This window comes from Tropicibacter naphthalenivorans (genome assembly GCF_900176475.1).
Taxonomy (GTDB): Bacteria; Pseudomonadota; Alphaproteobacteria; order Rhodobacterales; family Rhodobacteraceae; genus Tropicibacter; species Tropicibacter naphthalenivorans.
On sequence record NZ_FWXX01000008.1, the window covers coordinates 41,466 to 62,935 of the forward strand.

General features: G+C 65.1%; 16 protein-coding genes (1 of these 16 only partly in view). 6 read left to right on the forward strand and 10 right to left on the reverse strand.

Annotated elements, in window-relative coordinates; genetic code table 11:
• The 4 genes from B9A11_RS22505 to repA all read right to left on the reverse strand — a co-directional run.
• On the reverse strand, positions 1 to 5,021 hold the start of the coding sequence (locus tag B9A11_RS22505; RefSeq protein ID WP_058248757.1) for a tandem-95 repeat protein. It extends 23,713 nt beyond the left edge of the window; only the first 5,021 of its 28,734 coding nucleotides appear in the window; the start codon lies at positions 5,019 to 5,021; the stop codon falls past the left edge of the window.
• A 433-nt stretch (positions 5,022 to 5,454) separates the two neighbouring features.
• Entirely contained in the window at positions 5,455 to 6,657 is a 1,203-nt protein-coding gene (repC, locus tag B9A11_RS15690; protein ID WP_058248758.1) for a plasmid replication protein RepC, read from the reverse strand.
• A 173-nt stretch (positions 6,658 to 6,830) separates the two neighbouring features.
• Entirely contained in the window at positions 6,831 to 7,808 is a 978-nt protein-coding gene (gene repB / locus B9A11_RS15695) for a plasmid partitioning protein RepB (protein WP_058248759.1), read from the reverse strand.
• A 10-nt stretch (positions 7,809 to 7,818) separates the two neighbouring features.
• Positions 7,819 to 9,006 carry a plasmid partitioning protein RepA gene (repA, locus tag B9A11_RS15700; protein WP_058248760.1) on the reverse strand — a complete coding sequence of 396 codons (1,188 nt, stop codon included), beginning with the start codon at positions 9,004 to 9,006 and terminating at the stop codon, positions 7,819 to 7,821.
• 269 nt (positions 9,007 to 9,275) lie between these two features.
• Between repA and B9A11_RS15705 the strand changes: the two genes are divergently transcribed.
• Positions 9,276 to 9,812, forward strand: a complete 537-nt coding sequence (locus tag B9A11_RS15705; RefSeq protein WP_058248761.1) for a toxin-activating lysine-acyltransferase — start codon at positions 9,276 to 9,278, stop codon at positions 9,810 to 9,812.
• Positions 9,813 to 9,881: 69 nt separating this feature from the next.
• Here B9A11_RS15705 and B9A11_RS15710 read toward each other — a convergent pair whose 3' ends face one another.
• Positions 9,882 to 10,283 (reverse strand): (R)-mandelonitrile lyase, encoded by a 402-nt coding sequence (locus B9A11_RS15710; protein ID WP_058248762.1) that lies wholly within the window; start codon positions 10,281 to 10,283, stop codon positions 9,882 to 9,884.
• A 314-nt stretch (positions 10,284 to 10,597) separates the two neighbouring features.
• On the opposite strand from B9A11_RS15710, the gene B9A11_RS15715 reads away from it, so the two are divergent.
• Entirely contained in the window at positions 10,598 to 11,374 is a 777-nt protein-coding gene (locus B9A11_RS15715; protein WP_083499922.1) for an acyl-CoA dehydrogenase family protein, read from the forward strand.
• Between the two features lie 17 nt (positions 11,375 to 11,391).
• Positions 11,392 to 12,603: an acetyl-CoA C-acetyltransferase gene (locus tag B9A11_RS15720; protein WP_058248764.1), complete on the forward strand. Its 1,212-nt coding sequence runs from the start codon at positions 11,392 to 11,394 to the stop codon at positions 12,601 to 12,603.
• Between the two features lie 436 nt (positions 12,604 to 13,039).
• Here B9A11_RS15720 and B9A11_RS15725 read toward each other — a convergent pair whose 3' ends face one another.
• From B9A11_RS15725 to B9A11_RS15740, 4 genes are all read right to left on the reverse strand, one after another.
• On the reverse strand, positions 13,040 to 14,128 hold the full coding sequence (locus B9A11_RS15725; protein ID WP_058248765.1) for a Zn-dependent alcohol dehydrogenase: 1,089 nt from the start codon (positions 14,126 to 14,128) through the stop codon (positions 13,040 to 13,042).
• Between the two features lie 24 nt (positions 14,129 to 14,152).
• On the reverse strand, positions 14,153 to 14,572 hold the full coding sequence (locus B9A11_RS15730; RefSeq protein ID WP_058248766.1) for a PaaI family thioesterase: 420 nt from the start codon (positions 14,570 to 14,572) through the stop codon (positions 14,153 to 14,155).
• Between the two features lie 107 nt (positions 14,573 to 14,679).
• A complete protein-coding gene (locus B9A11_RS15735; protein WP_058248767.1) occupies positions 14,680 to 16,032 on the reverse strand; it encodes a hypothetical protein in 1,353 nt (450 codons plus the stop codon).
• Between the two features lies 1 nt (position 16,033).
• Positions 16,034 to 16,840 carry an enoyl-CoA hydratase/isomerase family protein gene (locus B9A11_RS15740; RefSeq protein WP_058248768.1) on the reverse strand — a complete coding sequence of 269 codons (807 nt, stop codon included), beginning with the start codon at positions 16,838 to 16,840 and terminating at the stop codon, positions 16,034 to 16,036.
• A 126-nt stretch (positions 16,841 to 16,966) separates the two neighbouring features.
• Between B9A11_RS15740 and B9A11_RS15745 the strand changes: the two genes are divergently transcribed.
• Genes B9A11_RS15745 through B9A11_RS15755 form a run of 3 tightly spaced genes read left to right on the forward strand, consistent with a single transcriptional unit; the run spans position 16,967 to position 19,637 of the window.
• A complete protein-coding gene (locus B9A11_RS15745) occupies positions 16,967 to 17,443 on the forward strand; it encodes a MarR family winged helix-turn-helix transcriptional regulator (RefSeq protein ID WP_058248769.1) in 477 nt (158 codons plus the stop codon).
• Positions 17,444 to 17,480: 37 nt separating this feature from the next.
• Complete coding sequence (locus B9A11_RS15750; RefSeq protein WP_058248770.1) at positions 17,481 to 18,620, forward strand: CaiB/BaiF CoA transferase family protein; 1,140 nt, start codon at positions 17,481 to 17,483, stop codon at positions 18,618 to 18,620.
• A gap of 21 nt (positions 18,621 to 18,641) precedes the next feature.
• Positions 18,642 to 19,637 (forward strand): NAD(P)H-dependent flavin oxidoreductase, encoded by a 996-nt coding sequence (locus B9A11_RS15755; protein WP_058248771.1) that lies wholly within the window; start codon positions 18,642 to 18,644, stop codon positions 19,635 to 19,637.
• A 146-nt stretch (positions 19,638 to 19,783) separates the two neighbouring features.
• On the opposite strand, the gene B9A11_RS15760 is transcribed toward B9A11_RS15755, so the two are convergent.
• A complete protein-coding gene (locus B9A11_RS15760; protein WP_058248772.1) occupies positions 19,784 to 21,355 on the reverse strand; it encodes a class I adenylate-forming enzyme family protein in 1,572 nt (523 codons plus the stop codon).
• Positions 21,356 to 21,470: the final 115 nt, after the last annotated feature.

The following is a 21,470-nucleotide window of genomic DNA, read 5'->3' on the forward strand; positions in this document are numbered from 1 at the left end:
AATTGCAGCTCCAGCGCGCGGTCCAGATTGCGCGCCCAGACAAGGAACGTCCCGTCCTGATCGGTGACTTCGACGGTGTAATCCACCGTGATCCCGTCGGTGACACGGATGCCCACGCGCTCGACCGGAACCTCGGCAAAGGGGTTAAAGCTGATCTCTTCGACCCGCCATTCCTGCCCAGGCTCGCGCGCCAGCCCAAGGATGTCCTCCACCGTCGGCTGCGCAATCACCGCGCCGCCCGCGCCCACGATCTCGCGCCCGGAGGCCAGCCGCCAGCTGCCGTCGGCGTTCTGAATGCCCCAGTCGTCGATGACCGCACGGCCTTCGACCAGCCGCACGAGATAGGGCGCGGCCTCGCGGAACTGCGGGTCAAAGCCGCGGCTGGCGGGCGACCAGGTCTGCTCCATCTGCCACGCCTGGCCCGCCGCCGCGCTTTGCGCCATCACATCGCCTAAGGTGGGCCGGTCAATCACCGCGCCGCCCGCGTCCAGCACATCCGCGCCGCTGCTGAGCGTCCAATAACCACCCGTGGCGTCCTCGACCCAGATGCCATAATCGGCCAGCACCGCCGCGCCTTCGCCGTCGGTTTCCAGCAAAACCGGCGTCAGCTCGCGCGTGGTGGGCATGGTCTGCCCCCAATGGGCCAGCACCGGGCCAACCGCGTCTTGCAGCGCGAGGATATCCGGCGTGGTCATGCCCGCCGCGATCTGCGCCACCAGCTCGCCCAGCTCTGGGTCATTGGCCATGGCCACCGCCAGATCGGTGTTGGTGCCCATCCCGTTCGAATTCACCTCAAGCGCGCGCTGCCACGCGGGCGCGCCGCTTTCGCCGGTATAGACCGTGTGGGCCGCATAAGTCTCAAAGATCGTGTCGAACATGTTGACGACCGACCCATCGGCAAATTCTACCGCCGCATTGCCAAGGATACGGTTGCCCTGCGGCTGGACGAAATCCAGATCGCTCGCATCAAGGCTCAGCGAGACAATCCCCAGATCGTCCAGAGTGAACAGCTCGCCGTCATCGGTCAGGCCGTCTTCGCTGATGTCGCGCCAGATCAGCAGGTCGGACCACACCGCATCGGCCATGGTGATCGCCCCGTCGGCATTGCCGCCCTGCGCGGCCGTGTCATAGACCGACAGATCGCCAAAGCCTCTGCCCGTGTTGCCGCCGAACATCTCGGAGATGTCGTCGATCCGGTCGTTGTTGTTCAGATCGCGCACGAGGAACCCGTCGTCCCCAGCCAGCCAGCTGGTGCGCGTGGCAAACATATCGCCGTCCAGATCGAAATGGATCTGGGATTCGTACATCGACAGCGCCTCTAGCCCGTCGCCATCAAGGTCAATGACCAGCGGGTCTTCGCCAAACACCCACTCCAAGGCTTTGCCCATGCGCACCGCCGAGCTTGCGATCCAAGCGACGGTGTTGAGGTTGTCGATCCAGCCCATGACCTTGACCAGACCGCCCACCACGGGCAACGCCTCGATCGCCTTTTCCGCAACGCCCGCGCCGCCCATCAAGGCCGCATAGACCGATGGGAAGTTGAACAGCATCCCCATGTCGGCGGTCTCGTTGGCCTCCGACTTGTTCAGCGCGGCAACCCCGCCAATGAAATCCTCGCGCGAGACCGCGTTTTCCATAAAGGCCAGCGGCGTGACGAACAGCCCGCCGTCCGCGTAGTCAAACGAGGGGATCGACTGCCAGTTGACCTGGATGTCGCCCGAGGAATCGGTGCCAAGGAACACGTCCGAGATCACGTTCCACAGTACGTCGCCAATGTGCACGACCGACATTTTGGCCACGACCGGGGCAGGGTTGTCGGAGTCGCTTGCGACGGTGTTCCTCTCGGAATAGGCCACATAGGCGATGAAGGGCGCAAAGCTGTCGTAGAAAATCTTCAGCCGGTTGCCCGAGGAAATCGACATGACGATGGCCTGAAAGGTGAACGCCGTCGCCGCGCCCGAGAACATCGTGGCGTAAATCCCGGGCCCCAAACCCCCGGCACCCAAGGCCACGCTGCCCGGCGTCGTATCCCCGCCCGTCAGCGGCAGACCGGCATAGAACAGCACGTCGTGCTTTTCGGGGTCCATGATCGTGGTGTCCGCCGACCACGCGAAAAAGTCGCCGTTGTTCGAGTCGTCAGAGGGCAGGGGGCTGACATCCCCGTCAGAGCCGACGACCATCCCCGTGGTGGTGTCGCCATACAGCACGCCGCCCGAGGTAAAGTTAAACAGCATGTCGCGCCCCGGACCACCCGCCAGCGTCACCGCCGTGCCGCCCTTGGCCAGCAGAACATCCGCGCCGCTGCCACCGCTAAAGGTCAAGCCTTCGCGCGGGGCTTCAAGGATGACGATCACGTCGTTGCCGCCGCCCGCGTCCAGTTCCTTGACGTCCTCGAACAGGGTCTGATCGCCGTTGTCGATCAAGGCGCGGTCGTTGCCGCTGGTCAGCGAAACCGACTGCGCGCCGGTGATCGAGACGTTGGAAAACGCGACGCCCTGCGACTCGCCGGTGATGAGTGTTTCGATCAGTTGCGGGGTGTATTTGGGCAGGAATTTCGCGGCGTCATAGTAGGTATCCAGCTCAGAGTTCGCCTCGGCGAAATAGCCGTTGTGATAGAACACGCCGCTGGCCAGATCGCCCTCGTCGACAAAGTTCAACAGCCCCGCGCCGCCGCCGAAATTGATCTCGACCGGGTCGGAATCCAGCCCCCACATGGCCACGTCCAGCTGGTTGGTGTTGCCCAGATCGACGTACTCGGCCTCGGCGATGTAATCCCAGGTCTCGGTGTCGCTCAGCAGCACGTCGGTGCCCGCGTTGGGGGCGATGTCCAGAGCCACCGTGCCGCCAAAGTCGTCGTAGATCACCTCGTCGTAGCCCGCGCCGCCAAGGATGCGGTTGACGCCGGTCCCGCCCACCAGCGTGTCGTCTCCCTCTCCGCCGATCAGATCGTCGTCGCCGTCTTGCCCTTGCAGCAGGTCGTCGCCTTCGTCCCCGGACAGCGCGTCATTGCCTTCGCCGCCCAGAAGGGTGTCGTCATCCTCGCCGCCGGACAGCGCATCGTTGCCCGCGTCACCGATCAAGGTGTCATTGCCGAAATCGCCCAGGATGGAATCGTCTCCATCGCCGCCCAGAACCGCGTCATGGCCTTCGCCCGCGTCGATTTCATCCGCGCCTGCGCCGCCAAGGATTGAATCGTCGCCGAGCCCGCCGGTGATCACGTCATCCTCTGCGCCGCCGTCCAGGATGTCGTTGCCATATCCGCCAATCAGGGTGTCTGCGCCGCTTTCGCCAAAGACCTGATCATCGCCCCGGTTGCCCCGCAAAACGTCATTGCCCGCGCCGCCATAGATCGTGTCGTCGCTGTCGACAGAGCCGCTCCAGTCGTCGGGGCTGACGCCTTCTTCTCCACCGTCGATGAAATCGTCGCCGTCGTCACCGGCCAGATAGTCGGCCCCCGCGCCGCCGAAGATCACATCGTTGTCTTCTTCGCCAAGGATGCTGTCGTAGCCGTCGCCCCCGTGCAGCGTATCGCCGCCGGCGCCGCCAAGGATGCTGTCCAATCCTGCGCCGCCGTCGATGAAATCGGCCTCGCCGGGTTCGGTGCCGCCGCGCTCGCCGAACAGCACGTCATCGCCATCATCGCCAAAGATCGTGTCGCTGCCTTGGCCGCCCATGACAAAGTCATCGTCCCCGCCCGCTTCGACGTAATCCGAGCCGTCTTCGCCTTCGATGGTGTCGTCGCCCGCATCGCCATACAGCACGTCCAGCGTGCCGGTGCCGCCGGTGATCCAGTCCGCGCCTGTGCCGCCCACAATCGTGTCGCTGCCCGTGTTGCCGTGAAGCGTGTCATCCCCGGCATCGCCAGACAGCACATCGTCGCCATCGTCGCCGTACATCTCGTCCGCGCCGGTGCCACCGCTGAGCATATCGTTGTCGTTGTAGCCGTGGATCACATCGTCGCCGCCGTCGCCGGACAGCGTGTCATCCCCCGGACCCCCGGCGATATAGTCGCGATCCGCGCCGCCGCTGATCTGATCCGCGCCCGCGCGCCCGTCGAGCGTATCGACCCCGTCGCCGCCCGCGATCTGGTCGTTTCCGTCGCCGCCATCCATGGAATCGTGCCCGGTGCCGCCATCCATGCTGTCATTGCCGTCTTCACCGAACAGCGTGTCATTGTCGTCGCCGCCGCTCATCTGGTCGTGACCTGCGCCGCCCATAAGGGAATCGTCGCCCAGACCGCCGAGCAGGGTATCGTTCCCATCGCCGCCCAGCAGCGTGTCGTGAAAGGTGCCACCGTCCAGCAGGTCGTTGCCGATCCCGCCATCAAGGCTGTCGTCGCCTTGCTCGCCATAAAGCGCGTCGTCGCCCGGCCCGCCGGTCAGTGTGTCGGTGTTGTACCAGCCGTGCAGCGTGTCATTGCCATCGCCGCCGCTGATCTGATCCGCGCCCGTTTCGCCAAAGATCTGGTCCGCGCCGTCATCGCCGTTCAGGATGTCTTCGCCGCCGCCGCCCCGGATCGTGTCGTCGCCCGTGCCGCCGTGCACCGTGTCGTTGTTGCCGTCGGTGCCCGCCTTGATCGAGTCGTTCCCCGCGCCGCCGTCGATGCTGTCGGCGTTGTGGCCGCCTTCGATGGTGTCGTCTCCATCGCCGCCCAGCAGGGTGTCGCGCCCGGACCAGCCCGAAAGCGCGTCATCGCCGGTGCCACCGCCCAGCAGATCGTCACCTTCGCCACCGCCCAAAGTGTCGTGGCCCGACCCGCCGTCCAGCGTATCGCCGTAATCGCCCAAACCGCCGTACAGATCGTCGTTGCCCGCATTACCGCTGAGAACGTCAGAGCCGTAATTGCCATCCAGCGTATCGTTCCCGTCACCGCCGCTGAGCTGGTCGTTGTCGTTGCCGCCGTCCAGCACATCGTTGCCGCCATTGCCGATCAGCGTGTCATCGCCATTGTAGCCTTCGATGCGGTCGTCATCTTCGGTTCCGGTCAGGGTCTCGGGCAGGTTCGAACCGTTCAAGTCCATCAGAGCAATCCTTGGGCAGGGCAAAACGCGAAACGCCGCTGGCGGGCGGCGCGTATCGGCTTGGCAATCTGGAAATCAGCAGGACAGGGGAGAAGGCCGCGCCGATCATTGGCAGCGGAAAAAGCGATGCGGTGGGGCGGCGTTGCCCCGAAAGAAACCTTTGCCGTCCACATCACAGCAGACCCTCTTGAAATACGAACGGCGCCGGGCAAACCCCCAAGATTTCCAAACGTCGCTTTAAAGAATGTGTTAACGAAGTTAGGCCGGGGCAGGGGGCGTAAGTCAACGCTTTTCCCAAGGGTTAGGGCGCTCACCTCGCTATTTTGCCATGTCGGATTCGGCGCGCCAGAGTTCACAACTGTGAACTGATGCAAAACGGGGCAGGGGAGGGGAGTTCACAGCTGTGAACTTTTCCCGCCCGATTTTCGGCAGATCAGGCCGCCTTGCGCATCAAGGCCATGATCATCGGCCCGCAGGAAAACGCGCCCGCGGCGGCCTTGTCGGTCAGCGCGCGCAGATAGCCGCCGGGGGATTTGATGTCAGACATCCGTTCCAGCATCGCGGCCAGGACCACGGCGGCTTGTTCCGGGCCCATATGCGCCTGCGCCTCTTGCCAGGCCGAAGGCGAAATCCCCATCATCGGGCGCAGCGTATCAGCGGCGTTTACCAATTGATGCCAATGGCGGATTGGATCGGGCAGGTAGCCTTGGATTTCCGGACAGACATTCAGCACCAAGCCCAAGGGGACAGAGGGCAGGGGCCGCTGATCCACTTGCGGGGGGGAGGGGGCCACCTCGGGCGCCGCCTCTTCCTTTTCAATGGAAGGTTCAAGAACAGAAGAGTCTATATTTGAATTCTGATAGTGGCGCTCAGATTGAAGGGCAGTGCCGCTCATATCTGATGTTTCTTCCGTAACTTCAGTGGGTTCCAAGAGGTTGCGGGCCTGATCCAGGGCGCGCGACAGCTGCGCGGCCAGCCCGTGCAAATCCGCCTCGTCCAGCTTGCGACGCAACGCGCGGGCGGTCAGCAGCGCCAGATCCTCGAAGGCGTCCCACAGGGTCAGATCCGGGCGCTGGTCCGCCCCCCATTCGGCCAAACCGGCCAGATCGCGGCGCATCAGGCTGACGGTTTCGCGCAGGCGTTTGACGCGCTCTGCCTCGGCGCGCAGCTCTTCGGCGGCGGCGCAATGCAGCGCGTGACGGCGCACCAAAGGCGCAAGGTCAAAGCCAAAGGCGGTGCGGCTGTCGCCCTTGCCACGGGCATAGCGCTTGCCATTGGGGCTGTCGCGGCGCATCAGCACGCCGGCGGCCACCAGACGCGAAAGATGGCGGCGTAGGGTCGATTCCGGCATCCCGCCAAGCCGTTCGGAAATCGAGGCGTTAGACGGGTGCACAATCACACTGTCGCCTTCCAGAACCGTCTTGGGGTGAAAGCTGATCAGCGCCTGAAGCACCGTCATATCGCGGTCGGACAGGCCAAAGGCGGTGCGCGCGGCGGACAATTCGCGCAGCGCTTCCCATTTGTCGACGGACGTCACCGGACAGGGCAAATCGCTGCCCTGCTGCGCCTGCGCGCGCTGTTTCATCAGCCCAGCATCGACCTTTCGCCCAAAAGGCGTGATCGGTTGGTAACCCATGTGTCATTCACGAAGACAAAAAATTCCCGGCTCGCGAATCACTTTGGACTTGCGAGGGCGCGCTCTGGCGACTACCTTGAAGGTGCTAATCTGAAGGGGTCTCGTAGAGCGGTGCTTTGCGGGGCCTTTTCTTTTGTCTGGCTCGTGCCTCCTGTTTTGTTATCTGCTCTGGCTTATTCTTCGCGCTGCGCGGTGTAGCGCGCGTGAAGCTCTGTGATGACGTCCTGCGCCTGATCCTGAAGCCAATCGGCAAAGCCGGGGTCGGTCAGGTCCAGCGCGAGGCCGCCTTTTGTGCGTTTGATCCGGCCCGCCTTGGTGCCGTCGATGGTCAGGCTGCGCGGACGCAGGGCCACCGGGGTCACCTCGCCCAGAGGGCGCGGCGGGGGCGGGGCCTTGCGCGGGGCCATCGCCTTTTCGACGGCTTCAAAGGCGCGCACCGAGGGGTCGGCGTCGCCGGGGGTGTCATGCGCGGCGCGGGCGAGGTCAAACAGGCCTTCGCGGCCGCGTTTGTCGATCTCGTCGGACACCGCCTGCCAGCGCGGACGGCCCACGCCGGGCGCCGGGCCAATCAGGCGGATCAACTCGGGGCTGACGATGCGCACCAGCGCAAGCGCCATGGACATCCAGCTTTTGGTGACCGAGAGGACTTCGGCCACTTCGGATTGCGAGCCATAGCCGCTGTCCACCAGTTGCGCCGCATAGAGCGCCTTTTCGATGTAGGACAGATCGCGGCGGGCGGTGTTTTCGGCGGCCTGCGCGCGGGTTGCGCCGTCGTCATCCAGCGAGGCGATCAGCGCGCGGACCTTGGTCACCTTGTCCGAGGCGCGCACCGCCATCAGGCGGCGACGGCCATAGACCAGCAGGTATTTGTTGGCGTCCTTGGGGTCGCGCCGCACGAGGATCGGGACCACTTGGCCGTTGGTCTCGATGGATTGGATCAGCTCATCAAGATCGCCGGGCACGATGCGGTCATCGAGCCGATCGTCGAGGATCTGATCGGGGTCCAGCTCCCAGACGTTGTGCCCGTCCACCGCATCGCGGGCCGAGCGCAGCGCGCGGTTGCTGCTCATCATCGAGGGCGGCGCAGAGCCGACCCCGGCAGAGGCGAGACTGTCCAGCATGGACATGCGTTTCTTGCGGGTGTCACTCATCGGTCTGCCCTCATTTTCGACCCCATGTCGCCTGAATCAGCGCCGCGATCTCGTCGTTGACGGCGTTCAGGCTTTCGATGGCGCGGTCATAGGTCGCGCGGGTAAAGGCGCTGCGGTCGACTTCGTAGAGGGTCTGTTTGGTCAGACCCGCGTCGGAAATCGCGGTGGATTTCAGCATCGGCGCATTGAGCACCTTGTCGCCGTACATGGTGCGCAAGAACGCGGTGATGCGGTTTTGCGGCGCGTCGGTGGGCTCGTAGCGGGTCAGCAGGTAGCGCATCCAGTCGTGGCTCATGTCGGCGCCGGATTCCGCGATCACATCCATCAGGTCGGCGGTCATGCGCAGGAATTGCGACATGGACATCACGTCGAGCATTTCGGGGTGGATCGTCACCAGAACGCCGGTCGCGGCGGACAGCGCCGACATGGTCAGAAAGCCCAGCTGCGGCGGGCAGTCGATCACCACCACGTCATAGCGGTCATCCACCTGCGACAGCGCCTCTTTGACGCGGAAAAAGAACAGCCCGGCGGCGTTTTGCGACAGGGCGCGGGGGGTGTCGTGTTCGAACTCCATCAACTCGAGGTTGCCGGGGATCAGGTCGAGACCGGGGATGTAGGTGGGGCGGATCACATCGGTGATCGGCACCGGGTCGTCATAGCGGATCGCATCGTACAGCGTGCCGCCCTCGGGCAGGTCGTATTCGGGCTGGACGCCGTGCAGCGCGGTCATGGAGGCCTGCGGGTCAAGGTCGATGGCCAGCACGCGATAGCCTAAGAGGGCCAGCCGCTGCGCCAGATGCGCCGAGGTGGTGGTCTTGCCCGAGCCGCCTTTAAAGTTCATGACGCCAATGACTTGGAGGTGATCGCCCTCGCGCCGACCGGGCAGATAGTCACCGGGCTTGCGGGCGGTCTTTTCCAGCAGCTGACGCAGATCGGCGAGATCCTGAACGGAGTAAAGCCGCCGGTTGCCGGGGGTCAGCTCGGGCGAGGGGCCTTTGCCGTCCAGATGCAGCTTGCGCAGGTAGCTGTCGTTCACGCCAAGCAGGGCGGCCGCCTCGCCAGAGGTGAACTTGCGCATTTCCTTGTCGGCGTCGGGGGGAAAGAGGCTTTCGCGTTGGGCGTGCAACTGCATGGCGAGGATTTCCGCGTGATCGCGGATAACGCCATTGAGGTCTTCTGTCTGTGTGTTCTTGCTCATTCGCCCCACTCACCGCAGTATGCCCGGACCCGGATCGGCCAAGTGCCTCGAAAAGCGCCCCACCGGCAAACCGTGTTCACGGATATTGGCGTTTATCCGCCCTTTTCCGTGACTATTTACCCAAGCTTAAGATTCGTGCAAGGGTTTTCCCGAATTCCTTGTGGATAACTTTGCCCGATCAAGGCTTGCGCTGCCCGGAGCGCGGGGTAACCTGACGCCATTGGGGACGCATATTTTAAACGACTTATTCGCCAAAAAGGACGATTTTGATGACCGAGACAAACGCACAGCCCGAGATCGACGCCGCCACGCTGAAAAAGATCGAACAGATGCGCAGCCATGTGCGCCAAAGCTTTGGCCAGGTGGTGATGTCGATGATGGCGCTGCCGCGCTATCGCCACCAAAGCCTGATGGATTTGCAGCATCTGGTGCTGGAACCGCTCATGCAGGACCGGATCGCCATGGCGATGAAATCGGGCGAAGCTGGCACGCAGGATCTGGCGGGGATGGCGATCTGGGCCAGCGTGTCCAAAGAGGTCGACGCCAAGATCCGCGATCAGATCAAGGCGGGCGCCTTTCCGATCCGGCTGAAGGCGGACGAGTGGCGCTCTGGCGACATCAACTGGCTGCTCGACATCATCGCGGGCGACAAAAAGACCGCCGGGACGGTGCTGACGAACTTTCGGCAGGTGGTCAAAGAGGGCGATCTGCGGCTGCATCCCTTGGTGGGGCGCTTGGTTGATCCGGGCCTGCTGGAGCAGCTGACCGGCAAGGCAGAGGCCAAGGCGGAACCCGCTGACGCCTGATCATAGGGCAAGATCGAAAAAGGGCGGCCCGTCACAGGCCGCCCCGTTTTTACCCATTAAAACAAAGGCTTAGGCCTTGCCTTCGTATTGGTCGTCGGTGACCTTTTCCATCCACGTCACCGGGGTGCCGCCGATGCTTTCCTGAATGGCCATGTGGCTCATGGCGGTCTTGGGCGAGGCGCCGTGCCAATGCTTGACGCCCGCCGGGAACCAGACCACGTCGCCCTGGCTGATTTCCTGGATCTCGCCGCCTTCTTCCTGAACAAAGCCGCGGCCAAAGGTCACCACCAGCGTCTGGCCAGCGGGGTGGGTGTGCCACGCGGTGCGCGCACCGGGCTCAAACGTGACGTGGCTGCCGGACACGCGGCCCGGCTCTTCGGCCTGGAACATCGGATCGACGCGCACGGTGCCGGTAAAGTAATCCTCGGGGCCTGCGTATGACTCGTTTTCGCCGGAACGGGTGATTTTCATGAGAAAGCTTCCTTTTTCTGTCTGCCGTCGCGGCAGGGGGCGCAATTTGCGCCAACCCGGTGCCGCCACGGGCTGTGTCTGCACGATAGATGGGGGCGCTAACGCCGCAAGAAAATAACGCAAACAGACAGCCCACTTATGAGCGGTTTTCATCATTGACCTTTTGGGGCCATAGGCCGGGCCTGATGTGGGTTTTTGTTCCGCCCTGCGGTATTTGGTATTTTCATTTTGAAACGCACCTGCGAAAACCCAAGGCAATCATAGCGCCGCCCCCCATGCGCGCGCAGACACGTCACGACGAGGAGGAAGCGACGATGGCAATGGATGATGACAGTTTTCAGCAGGTGCTTGATACGGTTTCGCGGTTTGCCCGCGAACGCCTGATCCCGGCCGAGCGCGAGGTCGAGGAACTGGACGACATCCCCGAGGGCATCGTGCAGGAAATGCGCGATCTGGGCGTGTTTGGCCTGTCGATCCCCGAAGCCTACGGCGGGCTGGAGCTGAATGTTCTGCAAGAAAGCCAAGTGGTTGAGGCGCTGTGCTATGCGTCCATGTCGTTCCGGTCGATGATCGGGACCAACGTGGGCATCGGCGCGCAGGGCATCGTCATGGAAGGCACCGAGGCGCAGAAACAGCAGTATCTGCCGGGGCTGGCCACGGGCGAGCTGATCGCGTCCTTTGCGCTGACCGAGCCGGACAATGGCTCTGACGCCTCGCATATTCGCACCAGCGCCCGCAAACAGTTTGGCGTGTCGATCTGCGATCAACAGTTGGTACAGGGATTGCTGGCAGACAGTCAGGCGGAACTGGCGGCGGCCCGTGCCTTGGTGCGTGATGCGGCGCGCAAGTACGACGCCACCGGGGCGGCTGCGCTCGAAGCGTCCTGCGCCAAGTATTTCTGTTCCGAGGTGGCGGGCCGCGTGGCCGACCGCGCGGTGCAGGTGCACGGCGGAGCGGGCTATATGGCGGAATATGCGGTCGAGCGTCTCTATCGCGACGCGCGTTTGCTGCGGATCTACGAAGGCACCAGCCAGATCCAGCAGATCATCATCGCCCGCAACATCATCAAAGCCGCCAAAGACGGCATGTAATTCGAGGGAAACCCCCAATGTTTCAAGACGTTGTCATTTGCGACCCGGTTCGCACGCCCGTTGGCCGCTTTGGTGGTCAGTTCAAAGACCTGCACGCCCATGAGCTGGGGCAAACCGTCCTGCGCGGTTTGCTTGACCGCACCGGCCTGCCGGGGGATCGCGTCGACGAGGTGATCTTTGCCCAGTGTTATCCGTCCATGGATGCGCCGGCCTTGGGGCGGGTTGTGGGTCTGGACGCAGGTCTGCCCAAGACCATCGGCGGCTACCAGCTGGACCGGCGCTGCGGCTCTGGTCTTCAGGCGGTTCTGAACGCCGCGATGCAGGTCGCCACGGGTGGCGCGTCGGTGGTGATCGCGGGCGGCGCCGAAAGCATGTCGAACGCGCCGTTCTACTCGACCAAGGGCCGCTGGGGCATCAAGGGCACGGCGATGACCTTTGACGACGCCTTGGCGCGGGGCCGTGTGACCGCGGGCGGCATCCACTACCCGGTGCCGGGCGGGATGCTGGAAACCGCCGAGAACCTGCGCCGCGACTACGCCATTGGCCGCGAAGAGCAAGACGCCTTTGCGGTGGAAAGCCATCGGCGCACGGTGGCCGCGCAGACGGGCGGTCTGTTCGACGATGAGATCATCCCCGTGACGGTGAAATCACGCAAGGGCGAGACGGTCTTTACCAAGGATGAGCACCCGCGCCCCGAGGTCGACATGGACAGCATGGCCAAGCTGCGCCCGATCCGCGGCGGTGTCGATGAGGCGGCAACGGTGACGGCGGGCAACGCGTCGGGCCAAAACGACGGGGCGTCGGCCTGCATCGTCACCACCCGCGCGATTGCCGAAGAGCTGGGCCTGACCGCCTATGTGACGGTCAAGAGCTGGGCCGTGGCGGGCGTTGGCCCCGAGGTCATGGGCATTGGCCCGGTGCCGTCGGTGGCCAAGGCTTTGGCCCGCGCCGAGCTGTCGCTCAAGGACATCGACCTGATTGAACTGAACGAGGCCTTTGCGGCGCAGGTCTTGGCCTGTACGCGCGAGTGGGATTTCGCCCAGAGCGATTTTGAGCGGATGAACGTCAACGGCTCGGGGATTTCGCTGGGTCACCCGGTGGGCGCGACCGGCGGGCGCATCCTGGCGGGTCTGGTGCGCGAGATGCAACGCCGCGACGCGCGCTATGGGATCGAGACCATGTGCATCGGCGGCGGACAGGGCTTGGCCGCGATCTTCGAAAAGGTCTGAGGTTTCAGATCGTTGGACAGAGGGCCGGGGCAGCGATGCCTCGGCCTTTTGTGTGTGGAGCGGCGCCAGAGACGGCGCGCGTGGGGGCGATCCTGCGGGTTGTGACTGGCAGTTTATCGCAAGGCTGCCGCGCTCCGTCGCGGACTGGGTCCAGCATGGAGGCAGAGCCGCCGCGTGGGGGCGCGGTGGCGATGCGCGGCGGCCCATGGGCCTTGAACCCGCGCGTGCTTTGCGTCGACGCTGTCCCGGTCCAAAGCGAACCCTGGGCGCGGAATCAAGGCCGCAGGCCGCCGCGCCAGAGACGACGCGCCCCCACGCGGCGGCTCTGCCTTGAGACTGGATCCAGCCAGCAACGGCGCACGGGAGCCTATGGATAAACTGCCAGTATCGGCGGATGGATCGCCCCCGCGCGCGTCGTCTCTGGCGCGGCTAAATCTCAGCCGTGGTCGAACACGATCACGTTACGGCGGGCCGCGCCGGACATGGTGTCGGCCATCGCTTCGTTGATCTGCTCCAAGGACCAGCGCCCGGAAATCAGCTCGTCAAGCTTGATGCGCCCCTGCTGGTACAGATCGACGATCCACGGGATGTCGGTCTTGACCACCACGTCGCCCATCTTGGACCCAAGGATCGACTGGCCCACATCGGCCATGAACAGCGGCGAGTACTTGGCGGTCTGGTCGTAATGCGGCATCCCGACCATGACGACCTTGCCCCGGTTCGCCAGATAGCGCGGCGCGAGGTCATAGACCGACGCCACGCCCACGGTGACCAGCACCGCATCGGCCCCGCGCCCGCCAAAGATCTTATGCACCTCTTTGAACGGCTTTCCCTCGGCGAGAACGCCGTGGGTTGCGCCAAATTCCTTAGCGATTTCAAGCTTGTCCGCGTTGGTGTCCACGGCGACGATGCGGCGGGCGCCTGCGATGCGCGCGCCTTGGATCGCGTTCAGGCCGACGCCGCCCGCGCCGATCACCACGATATCCTGACCGGGGCGCACGTTGGCGGTGTTGATCGCCGCGCCAAGCCCGGTGATCACGCCGCAGGAAATCAGCGAGGCCGCGTCCTTGGGCATGTCCTGCGGGATCTTCACCAGCTGGGACTGGTCGACCACGACCGCTTCGGCAAAGGCGCCGGTATAGACCGCCTGCCAGACCGGCTTGCCGTCCTGCGAGAGGGGGCCAGCCATGGGATCGCCGGGGTCTTCGCAGGCCGTGGGGTGGCCCGAGCCGCAGGACGGGCACGCCCCGCAGGAGCGGATCAAGGTCACCGCCACGCTGTCCCCGACCGCCAGCCCTTTGACGCCCGCGCCGACAGAGGTCACGGTGCCTGCTGCCTCGTGGCCAAAGACCGCCGGGACCGGGCCGCCAAAGCCCCCCTGCCACAGCGACACGTCCGAGTGGCAGATCGCCACGGCGTCGATGCGGACCTCGACTTCGCCCAGCTCGGGGGCGCGCAGGTCGATTTCCTGGATTTCAAGCGGTTCGCCGTGTTTGGTGCACACGGCGGCTTTGATCTTGGCCATGATGTGTCCTTTTGGTTGGGCGCGTCAGTCGCGCGCGCGGATATATTTGAACGTCCCCAGCGAGGTCGCGAGGGTGCGGCCCGTCTCATCGGTGATGCGGGCCTCGGCGTAATAGATCGACCGACCGCCGCCCGTGCGCTGCGCGGTGACGGTCAGGGTGCCCCCCGTGGCGGGGGCGAGAAAGTTGGTGGTCAGCGACAGGGTCATGCAGCGGTCGGGCGTGTCAGTTTCGTCCGGGCAGGTGCCGCACAGCCCCGACGCGAAATCAAGGAAGGCGCAATAGACGCCGCCGTGCACGATGCCCTGGCTGTTGAGATGCTCAGGCCGGATGGTGACGCGGCCGCGGGCCTGGCCGGGGGTCCATTCGGTGGCCTCGAACCCTTGGGCGAGGTTGAAGCCGGTGGCGGTTTGTTGCGCGTCAAGCGCGGGGGCTTGGTCGGTCATGACGGTCCTTTCCTGCGCTGGCGAACGCTTGGGCGCAGAATAGTAATCTGGGTAATTGTTAGCAACCTAATTAACTGCGATTTGACTGCGATTTGACGGGGCGGCGGTCAGGTAAAGGCCAATAAAAACAGAGACACGGTGGTCATGGCGGCCACCCCGTAGGCCATGTTCCAGCGCAGGCCGACGCGGGCCGGATCGGCGTCGATCATCCGTGCGGACAGGCGGACAGAGGCCGAGAAGGGCGTGACATTCACCACGATCGACCACGTGGCGGTCAGGGCGATGGCGACGGCCACCGGGTCGATCCGCAGCCCCGCAAGGTTGGGCAATGTCCCGGCGAGGATCGTGACCGAGATGATCGGGCTGACCCCGACCATGGACAGCACAAAGGCCAGCCACGCCGACAGCGCCAGCACCGCCCCGCCGGACAGGCCAAGCGCGGTGATCGCCTGCCCCAGCGCGACCGTGTCAATCAGCGGCAGCACCAAAACGCCAAGGAAGGCAGAGGCGGCGAACAGCCCGATCTCGGATCGCATGTTCGGCCAAGACGGCAGCAGCTCGCCCCCGAGGGCGGTGGCGCTGGCGCGGGGCGACCGGGTCTGGATCAGCAGCCAGCCGACCGAGACGAGCGGCAGGCAGAGCAAAAGCGCTTGGATCAGGCTGACGGACAGGGCTTGGGCCACGGCAAAGGCAAGGCTCGGGACCGCGACGACCAAGCCCAGCAGCGGCGCAAGACCCAGCAAGGACGGGGTTTCCGGCAGGTTCGGCAGCGCCCGGCGCGGGTGGCTAAAGCGGTCGAGCCCCCAGCCCAGCAGCAGGATCGCCACCGCCAGCGGGGTGGAATAGACCGCGATTTGCCCATAGCTGACCTGCGGGATCGCAGCGGTGATCAGCGCCATGGTGACGGTGATCGGCGACCACATCGGGAGGCTGGAAAACCCGCGCAGCATCGCCAGCGTCATGCGCTGTTTGCGGATCGCGCTGATGCGCTGTTCCTCGGGGGTGGTGCCGGGGGCGACGCCTTTGGCGATCATTGTCCCCAGCAGGCCAAGGGTTGAGAAATTCAGCAGGATGCCGAAGATCGCCGCGCCGAAGGTCAGCACCAGATAGCGCCGTCCGGGCGGTTGAAACACCAGAATTTCCCCCGACCGCAGGATCAGGGGGGATCGCGCGGCGGCGAATTGCAAAAAGCTGAGCGAGGTCAGGAAGAAGGCAAAGAAGCCCGCCCGCTCTACCGAGCGCCCCGCCAGCGCCCAGTCGAAGGTGCCCGTCGCCAGCTCGTAGGCGGGCAGGGCGATGCACAAACCGCAGAGGATCAGCGCCACCCGCGACATTTGCCGCGCCTCCAGCGCGATGAAGCCGGTCAGGCCCACCGCCATGGCCACGCGCAGCCCCGCGCTGTCGGTGAAGATCTCACCCACAGCGGCAAGGCAGGCCAGCAGGAGGAATGCCGGGGACACGTTACTTAAAGTTAAAGCGCAGCGGTTCCTTGTTCGAGAACCGCGTGACCGCCTCGCCGTTGTAGCGGCTGGCGAGCAGGATCGCCTGCGCCTGAAGTTCCAGCGACAGCAGCGTCTCGGCGTCGGTGTCGAGCGACCGGCCAGAGATGTCCTTGGTCAGGGAAAAGGCGGCGCGCGAGCCTTGTTCCATCTGGCGGGCCATGTCCCAGGCGCGGTCCATCAGCGCCTCGGGGCTAACGATTTCAAGGGCGATGCCGATGCGCACGGCCTCTTCGGCGCCAACGGCGCGGCCGGTGTACATCAGCTCACGCGCGCGTTGCAGGCCAACGGCGCGGGGCAGGGCGTGGAACAGGCCCACATCCGGCACAAGGCCGACCTTGCAAAAGGCGCAGGAGAATTGCGCGCGGTCCGTCACCAGCACCAGATCGCAGGCCAGCGCCATGGCCAGACCCGCCCCCGCCGCCGGGCCATCCACCGCGGCAATCACCGGGACGGGCAGATTGCGCAGCACTCGCAGCCAGCCGTGGGTGTGGCGCATCCGGTCGAGGTAATCCTCGGCCCCGTCGTATTCGCCCGAGGCGCGCTCTCGTGCCATGGCCTTGAGATCGCCGCCGCCGCTGAACACCCCGCCAGAGCCGGTCAGGATCACCGCCGTCAGGGTCTTGTCGCCCTCAAGGCTACGCAGCGTCGCGTCCAGAGCCTGTTTCAACGCATTGTTGAGGGGGTTACGCTTTTGCGGCTGGGTCATCTCGATCAGCGCGATGCCGCCCTTTCGGGTCAGGCGCAGGGCTTCGGTCGTGTCGGTCATCTTGGGTCTCTCCTCCGGCTGCCTAGGGGCAAAGCTTTGAGCCGCAAGATAATTATCTTGCAAACAATGAGCAAGCTAAATAAAAATCCTCAAACGCCTTGGACAAGGCCGCCAGACGAGGACCACATGAGCACCGAACAGGCCGATCCCAAGCCGCGCAGCACCGCCACAAAAGGCCCGCTTTTTCAGGATATTGCGCGCTTTCGCGGGATCGTGTTCGACGCGCTGCTGCGGCCGCATGACATCACCATGTCGCAGGGCTGGGCGATCCTGCACCTGGTGGTCGAGGATGGCTTGCGGCAGGCCGATCTGGCCGAGCGGCTGGATATTGCCACGGTCACCACGTCGAAACTGATCGACCGGCTGGAGGCGCGCGGCTTTGTCGAACGGCAGGCCGACCCGGATGACCGGCGGTCCAAGCGCTTGTATCCGACGGACAAGGCGCGCGCGGTGTTCAAGACCATGACCAGCACCCAGCGCGAGGTGGACGCCATCGCCAACGCAGGCATCGACACCGAAGAGCTGCTGATCACGCTCAAGGTGCTGGGGCAGATGCGCGCCAATCTCAAGGCGGCCATCGCGGGCGGGATCGCGGCGCCCTGAAGCCGCACCCAAGACATCCATTTCGGGAGGGAACAGGATGACAACCGAAGGCACATCGGCACCGCTGAGCGGCGTGCGGATCGTGGAATTTGCCGGCATCGGGCCGGGGCCATTCGCCGGGATGATGCTGGCGGACATGGGCGCAGAGGTGATCCGCATCGACCGCCCCGGCGCGAAAACCCATCCGGCGGATTTCCTTGCGCGCGGGCGGCGCTCGATGGTTTTGGACCTGAAAAAGCCCGAGGCGGCCCGTGTGGCCCTGCGCCTGCTGGACAGCGCCGATGCTCTGATCGAAGGCTACCGCCCCGGCGTGATGGAGCGTCTCGGGCTTGGCCCGGACGTGGTGCACGCGCGCAACCCCAAGCTGGTGTATGGGCGCATGACCGGCTGGGGGCAGGACGGGCCGCTGTCCCATGCGGCGGGGCATGACCTGAACTATATCGCGCTGTCGGGCGCGCTTTGGGGGACGGGGGCGGCGGACCAGCCGCCGAGCTTTCCCATGAACCTGCTGGGCGATTTTGGCGGGGGCGCGATGTACCTGGCCTTTGGCATGGTGACGGCGCTGTTTGCTGCCGAGCGCACCGGCCAAGGCGACGTGGTCGATGCGGCGATCTGCGACGGGGCGGCCAGCCTGATGGCGATGACCTATTCCTTCCGCGCCATGGGCCGCTGGCGCGATGAGCGCGGCGCGAACCTGCTGGATGGCGGCGTGCCGTGGTACGGGGTCTATACCTGCGCCGACGGCAAGTGGATCACCATCGGCCCGCTGGAGCCGAAGTTCTGGGACGAGCTGTTGCGCCTGCTGGGGATCGACGCCGAGACCTTTGGCGACCGGTCGAACCGCGCCGATTGGCCCGCCATGCGCGATTGCTTTGCCGAGGTGTTCCAGACCCAGCCGCGCGATTACTGGACCACCCTGCTGGAAGGCACCGACGCCTGTGTCGCGCCGGTCCTGTCCTATGACGAGGCGCGCGCCCATCCGCATAACGCCGCGCGCGGGGTCTTTGCCCCCGATGGGCCGGAACAGCCGATGCCCGCGCCGCGCTTTGCCCGCGCGCAAACGCCCTTGCCCGCGCCTGCGCCGAGACTGGGCGCCGATACCCGCGCCGTTTTGCGCGACGCGGGCCTGAGTGAAACCGAGCTGGACGCGCTGTACGACAGCGGCGTCGTGGCCTAACTGACCCAAAGGAGCTTAGACATGGCCCTTCCGCAGATCATGCAAAAGATGCGCCTGCCGCTGGTGGGCAGCCCGATGTTCATCGTCTCGCACCCCGATCTGGTGATTGCCCAGTGCAAGGCCGGGATCGTCGGGTCTTTTCCGGCGCTGAATGCCCGCGAAAAGGACGGGCAGTCGCTGGACGGCTGGCTGACGCGCATCACCGAAGAGCTGGACCGCCACAATCAGGCGAACCCCGACCGGCCCGCCGCGCCCTATGCGGTCAACCACATCGTGCATCGCTCGAACGGGATGCTGGATCAGCATCTGGAAACCTGCGTCAAGCATAAGGTGCCGGTGTGGATCACCTCGCTGGGCGCGCGGGAGGACGTGAACGAGGCGGCGCACAGCTGTGGCGGGGTGGTGTTCCATGACGTCATCCACAACACCTTTGCGAAAAAGGCGATTTCCAAGGGCGCGGACGGTCTGATCGCCGTTGCCGCCGGGGCCGGGGGGCACGCGGGCGCGCAGTCTCCGCTGGCGTTGATCCGCGAGATCCGGAGCTGGTTCGACGGGCCGCTGCTGCTGTCCGGCGCGATTTCCGAGGGCGACAGCCTGCTGGCGGCGCTGGCGATGGGCGCGGACGGCGGCTATGCCGGGTCGGCCTTTATCGCGACGCAAGAGGCGAACGCGGTGGACCGCTACAAGCAGATGGTCACCGAATGCGGGGCCGAGGATATCCTGTACAGCAACGCTTTTACCGGGGTGCATGGGAACTATCTGAAGCCGTCGATCGAGGCGGCGGGGATGGACCCGAACAATCTGGATGCTTCTGATCCGTCAAAGATGAGCTTTTCCGAGGATCGCGACAAGAGCCGCCCCAAGAAGTGGGCCGACATCTGGGGCGCGGGGCAGGGGATCGGCGCGGTGCACGACGTGGTCCCGGTCGAGGCGCTGGTCGCCCGGCTGGAGGCCGAGTTCCGCACCGCCAAGACGCGGCTCGACGCGCAGGTTGCGGCGGTGACCTGGGGCGGCTGAGCCGCTTGAGCCGCGCATAAGAAAGGCCCGCGGACAGGGATGCCGCGGGCCTTTTTGCGTTTGCGGAGGCGGCGGAGGAATCAGGGAGCCGCCCCGCGCAAACGACACGCCGCCGGACGCCCCCGGCTGCGCATTCTGTGCCTTGGTCAGAGACGCTCTTTGAGCAGGGCTTTCTGGATTTTCCCGGTGGGGCCGATGGGCATGGTGTCGATCACGATGATCTCGGAGGGCACCTTGTAGGCGGTCAGGCTTTGGCGGGCGAAGGTGCTGAGCGCGTCCACATCAATGGTCTTGCCCGGCGCGGCGGTGACAAAGGCCACCACCTCTTCGTTGCCCGGCACGGTGCCGCCCACAACAGCGGATTCCATCACGTCGGGGTGGGCGGTGAGCGCCGCCTCGCCATCGGCAGGGTCGACGTTAAAGCCCGAGCGGATGATGATCTCTTTCTTGCGGCCCACGATGGCGAGCATCCCGACGGCGCGGATTTCGCCAAGATCGCCCGTCGCCAGCCAGCCGCCGGGTTTCAGGACCGCGTCGGTTTCGGAGGGGTTGCGGAAGTATCCCTTCATGCAGAAGGGGCCGCGCGCCCAGATCTCGCCGCTCTCGCCCGGCGCGACATCCGCGCCGATCTCGCCGCTCTCGCCCGGCGCGACATCCGCGCCGGTCTCGTTCACGATGCGCACCTCGACGCCGGGCGAGGGCAGGCCGACCACGTTGCTGTCGGCTTCGCGCCCGATGGGCACGCGGGTGACGGGGACAAATTCGGTCGCGCCATAGCCGTTGGACAGGGTCACGCCCATGACCTCTTTGACGCGGGCCTTGAGCGCCGGGTCCAGGGGCGCGCCGCCCGACGCCCCCACGCGCAGGCGGCAATCGGACATGTCCAGACCCTCGCGCGCGATGTGTTCAAGGATGCGGGTATACAGCTGCGGCACGGCGACCATCATCGTCACGTCCCCTGCGGCGATGCGGGTCACCAGCTCTGCCACGTTGAACTGCGGCGCCACGTGCAGCCGCGCGCCAGAGGCAAAGGCAGAGATCACGTTGGAGGACAGGCCAATGGCGTGGGCGATGGGGGAGACGAGGTAGATGGAATCGTCGGGCGTGAGTTCGCGGTTGATGACCTGCGCCTCGCCCTGCGCCAGCAGCGTGGCGTTGGTCAGCATGACGCCTTTGGGGGTGCCGGTGGTGCCAGAGGTGAACATGATCAACCCCAGATCGTCGCTCGCGTCGTTGGGCGTGCTGTCCTGCGCCGGGCAGGCGGTGATCTGGCCAAAGGGCGTGTCGATCAGCGGGCTGGCGTCGAATTCGGCGGACAGCTTGCGCGCCACGTTGCTGACGCTGGCATCCACGAGGGGAAAGGCGATCATCCGCGGTTCGGCAAAGGCCGCGATGCTGCGGATTTCCGAGGCGGTCATGCGCGCGTTCAGGATCGAGCAGCACGCGCCCACGCGGTTGGCCGCCGTCACCAGCGCAATGGCGGAGATCGAGTTTTCCGCCACGATCAGGATGCGGTCCTGGGCGCGCAGGCCTGCGCCCGTCAGGGCCGAGGCCACCTGATCCGTCAGCGCATCCAGCGCGGTCCAGGTGACGCGGCGGCCGTTTTCGACCAGTGCCGGCGCATCCCCATGCAAGCCCGCCCAGTGCGAAACCAACTGATGAAATCGCCCAAACCGGTCCGCAAGACGCGATTCTGCCTGCAATTCAACGCTGTTCATGACCGTCCTCCCCTACGTCTTGCCCCATGACCTCGCGTATCGCTGCGACAAAATCAACCAAAATTGTACCGCACAGCGAAATTTATGATTGTTTTTGTGAAACTACCGGGCCGCA